General features: G+C 72.5%; 4 protein-coding genes and 2 pseudogenes. 3 read left to right on the top strand and 3 right to left on the bottom strand.

Going from position 1 to position 3,742, the window contains the following annotated elements:
• Positions 1-232 precede the first annotated feature (232 nt).
• Both ACFW2E_RS35700 and ACFW2E_RS35695 read right to left on the bottom strand, forming a co-directional pair.
• A pseudogene (locus tag ACFW2E_RS35700) lies at positions 233-646 on the bottom strand (FHA domain-containing protein); the annotation flags it as partial.
• A gap of 111 nt (positions 647-757) precedes the next feature.
• Complete coding sequence (locus ACFW2E_RS35695) at positions 758-1,168, bottom strand: hypothetical protein (RefSeq protein ID WP_384472799.1); 411 nt, start codon at positions 1,166-1,168, stop codon at positions 758-760.
• Between the two features lie 310 nt (positions 1,169-1,478).
• Between ACFW2E_RS35695 and ACFW2E_RS35690 the strand changes: the two genes are divergently transcribed.
• Both ACFW2E_RS35690 and ACFW2E_RS35685 read left to right on the top strand, forming a co-directional pair.
• A complete protein-coding gene (locus ACFW2E_RS35690) occupies positions 1,479-1,856 on the top strand; it encodes a nuclear transport factor 2 family protein (protein WP_384472796.1) in 378 nt (125 codons plus the stop codon).
• 79 nt (positions 1,857-1,935) lie between these two features.
• Positions 1,936-2,159: pseudogene (locus ACFW2E_RS35685) on the top strand (DUF1905 domain-containing protein); the annotation flags it as partial.
• Here the strand turns inward: ACFW2E_RS35685 and ACFW2E_RS35680 are convergent.
• Positions 2,104-3,021: an AraC family transcriptional regulator gene (locus ACFW2E_RS35680; RefSeq protein WP_384472793.1), complete on the bottom strand. Its 918-nt coding sequence runs from the start codon at positions 3,019-3,021 to the stop codon at positions 2,104-2,106. The pseudogene ACFW2E_RS35685 and the gene ACFW2E_RS35680 sit on opposite strands and share 56 nt — an antisense overlap.
• Positions 3,022-3,122: 101 nt before the next feature.
• Between ACFW2E_RS35680 and ACFW2E_RS35675 the strand changes: the two genes are divergently transcribed.
• The coding region (locus tag ACFW2E_RS35675; RefSeq protein ID WP_384472790.1) for an SDR family NAD(P)-dependent oxidoreductase at positions 3,123-3,742 on the top strand (620 nt) is incomplete at its 3' end.

Genomic DNA, 3,742 nt, shown 5'->3' with positions numbered 1-3,742 from the left:
GCTCGGCTCGGCACGGCTCGGCTCGGCACGGCTCGGCTCGGCACGGCTCGGCTCGGCATGGACCGGCGCGGTCTGGCCCCGCCCAGCCCGGCCCGCCCCAGCCCGCCCAGCCCAGCCCAGCCCGGAGCGGCCCGGCCCGGGCTGGCCCGGAAGGGCCGGTTCCGCCGGGACGGATCCGGCACCTTCACGCCCCGCCACCTCCGTCCAGCACGCACGGGGCGGGGGGGTGGGGGCGGGTGGGGGGGGTCCGGGGCGTTTGGGGGGGGGGCCGCCGGAAGGTGCCCGTCAGGGGGGGCATCGAGCCGGCGGCGGGGCCGTCCGGTCCGGGGCGGCCGACCAGGACCGCGCGAGGCCCGTCGGAGGCGCTCCCGAAGCGGATGACACTGCCGGGTCCGACGGCCGACTCCTGGATGCGGCGGCCGTCGGCGTACGTGCCGTTGGTGCTGTGCTCGTCCTGGAGCGTCCAGTGGTCGTCCTCGGGCCGCAACACGGCGTGGTGCCAGGAGACCCGGGCGTCGTCGATGACGATGTCGCACGACGGGTCGCGCCCCATGTGGTAGTCGCGCCCCGGGCTCATCACCGTGGAGCCCGCGTCGGTCTCCAGGACCAGCTCGGGCGCAGTCGGGGCGACCGGCCGCTCCGCCATGGCAAGGATTCTACCGATTTGCTCATGTCTGTGCCTGGGAGCCGGAATGCGGGCCGTGATCCGATGCGGACATCGGGACGCCCCGCATCGGGCGTGCGGCCTTGTGACGTCTCAGGCGACGGGAACGACGAGCGCCGGGACGGTGCGCTGCATGCGCAGGGCGTCGACGGACTCGGCGAGCAGCTCGTACTCGGTGGTGTCGTCACCGGTGGCGATCCGTACCAGCCGTCCGCCGGCCAACTCGTCGGCCACGAGCTCCTGCTGGACCACGTCGGCGCACCAGGCGCGCAGCACACCCGGCACGTCGGGCACGTCCTCCGCGACCGGGACGAGCGCGCCCGGCGGGAATCGTGGGCCCTGCGGCACCGGATCGAGCCGTTCGGCGATCCAGGAGGCCCGGTCCCGCAGCCACCACAGTGCCAGCGCCAGCGTGGGCGCGCGGTAGGTGCCGAGCGGTACGCCGATGCGCCGGCCGTCGCACGTGCCGTACGCGGTGACATGGCACAGGAATTCGTCGTGCACGATCACACCCCCGTCGCGGCCCTCGTGTGCCGGCCGGCCTCGCTCTCCGTGCGTCTGCTGTGCGGTGAAGTGCCCCTGAATTTCGAGTATCTTCACTCCCGAAACACTGTCACCATGACTTTCCGGCCAGTCTCTTGGCATATTCACCGCGCCTCGTTGGCCGAAATGCGCGTGTGGGCCGGTCCGCCGTCATTACCCGGGGGGTAATCGACCCGTCCGGCGGACCCGGGCATGGTGGTCACACCGGATCGACGAACCGCAGATCCGATTCCCGACCAGCAGGAACGACCTCGATGGAGGCTGATTCGCCATGTCCGTGAACCGTTTCGAGAGCGCCGTCGCCCGTTACTTCGAGGCGTGGAACGCCACCGAGCCCGAGACCCTGGCGAAGGCGGTCGCCGCGGCCTGGACCCCGGACGGCGGCTACACCGACCCGCTCGCCGAGGCCGGCGGTCACGAGCAGATCGCGGCCGTGATCGCGGCGGCGCACGAGCAGTTCCCCGGTTTCGTCTTCCGCCCTCTGGGCACCGTGGACGGGCACCACGACACGGCCCGCTTCTCCTGGGAGCTGGTGAACCAGGCGGACGGCTCGGCTCCGGTGGCCGGTTTCGACGTGATCACCCTGGACGCCGAGGGCCGGATCAAGCAGGTGCTCGGATTCCTGGACCGGGTCCCCGCCGGGGCCTGACGCAAGGCCTCCCCGATGAGTTCTCCCGCTCGCGGCGGTCCTGGGGCACGAAGCTCCCGAGGAGACCACCGCGAACGGGGGAACCCGCGGGCTCGTGAAGGTCCGCGCACGATCGACGGGCACCCCTTCCGCAGCTCCTTCATGGCCCTGGGAGACGGCACGCACAAGCTGCCGGTGAAGGCCGACGTGCGGAAGGTCGTCGGCGAGGAGGAGGGCGGCACGGTGACCGTGCACCGCCGGGAGCGGCTCAGCTCCTGGTCGCCTCGCGGTACCGCCGGGGCGCGACACCGGTCGCGCGTTTGAAGGCGTTGCTGAAGGCGCTCTCGGAGGTGTAGCCGACCGAGCGCGCGAGCACCGCGACCGGAACCGTGTCCTGTCTCAGGGCACGGGCGGCCAGGCTCATCCGCCAGTTCAGCAGATACGTCAGGGGTGGCACGCCGGCCGTCTCCCTGAAGCGCACGGCGAACGCGGTCCGGGACATCGCGGCGGCGCGGGCGAGTTCCGCCAGCCGCCACGGGTGTGCCGGGTCGGCGTGCATCAGGCGCAGGGCCGGGGCGAGCCGTTCGTCGGCCAGGGCGCGCAGCCAGCCGGGCGGCAGTGCGCCGGCCTCCGCGAGACAGACCCGCAGGACCTGCACGAACATCAGCTGGGCGAGCTGGTCGGAGGCGAACGCGGAACCGGCCCGGTCCGCCCTCATCTCGTCGACGAGCTGCCCGATCAGCCAGCGCAGCGCGGGAGCCTCGGCCGCGTCGGCGCGCACGTGGATCAGCTCCGGAAGCGCCCGGCGCAGCAGGTCTCCGCTGTCCCGGCTCAGGTCGATGTGTCCCGAGACGCACATGACGTCCTCGCCGGTGCCCAACCGTGCCATGCGGGTGCCCGGATCCACGGCCACCTCACCTGAGTCCAGCGGCTCCACGCCGGGGGCGCTGCACAGCACGTACGGATGCCTGCCGTCGGAGACCACGAGATCCCCCTCGGCCAGCACGACGGGTTCCCCGCCCGCCTCGGGGACCAGCAGGCAGCTGCCCCGCACCAGGGCGTTGACCTTCGGCTTGTCCCGGCCGCGCAGCCGGACGGCCCAGTCGCCGCCGGCCGTGAAACCGCCGGAGAACACACCCCGGGCGTCGGCGACGGCCAGGGCGTCGGAGAGCGGATCCGTGGACATGTCTGAACTATCGCGCAAGTGATGCGCACTCTCAAGCATTCATCGTACGGATCGGCAGTTCTACGGTGGTGTCCCTGGCTCATTCCGAGGAGACAAGCACCATGACCACCGCACAGCAGCCCCTCCCCTCCGGCTTCGGCGCCGCCTCCACGGCCGAGGACGTCATCAGGGGCATCGATCTGACCGGCAAGGTCGCCGTCGTCACCGGCGGCTACTCGGGCATCGGGCTGGAGGCGGCCCGTGTGCTGCGGGCCGCCGGCGCCGAGGTCGTCGTACCGGCACGGGACGTGACCCGGGCACGGGAGGCGCTGAAGGAGGTGGACGGGGCCGAGACCGAGCCGATGGACCTGATCGACCCGTCGTCCGTCGACGCCTTCGCCGGGAAGTTCCTGGCCTCGGGCCGCCCCCTGCACATCCTCGTCAACAGCGCCGGAATCATGGCCACCCCGCTGACCCGGGACGCACGCGGGTACGAGGCGCAGTTCGCGACGAACCACCTCGGGCACTTCCGGCTCGTGGCCCGGCTGTGGCCCGCCCTGGTCGCGGCCGGCGGGGCCCGGGTGGTGTCGGTGTCCTCGCGGGGCATCCGGTTCTCGCCGGGGGGGGGGGGGGGCCACCCCAGTTTTTTTTTCTTCCCACGGCCACATCCGCCCACACAGGGCCGGGTGGGGGCCCCGGCGGCCAAAATCGACCGCAACGCCGAGGGCTACAGGTTCTGGAA

This window comes from Streptomyces sp. NPDC058964, assembly GCF_042741275.1.
Taxonomy (GTDB): Bacteria; Actinomycetota; Actinomycetes; order Streptomycetales; family Streptomycetaceae; genus Streptomyces.
The sequence above is the reverse complement of the archived record's forward strand: the minus strand, read 5'-3'. Positions and strand labels throughout refer to the sequence as shown.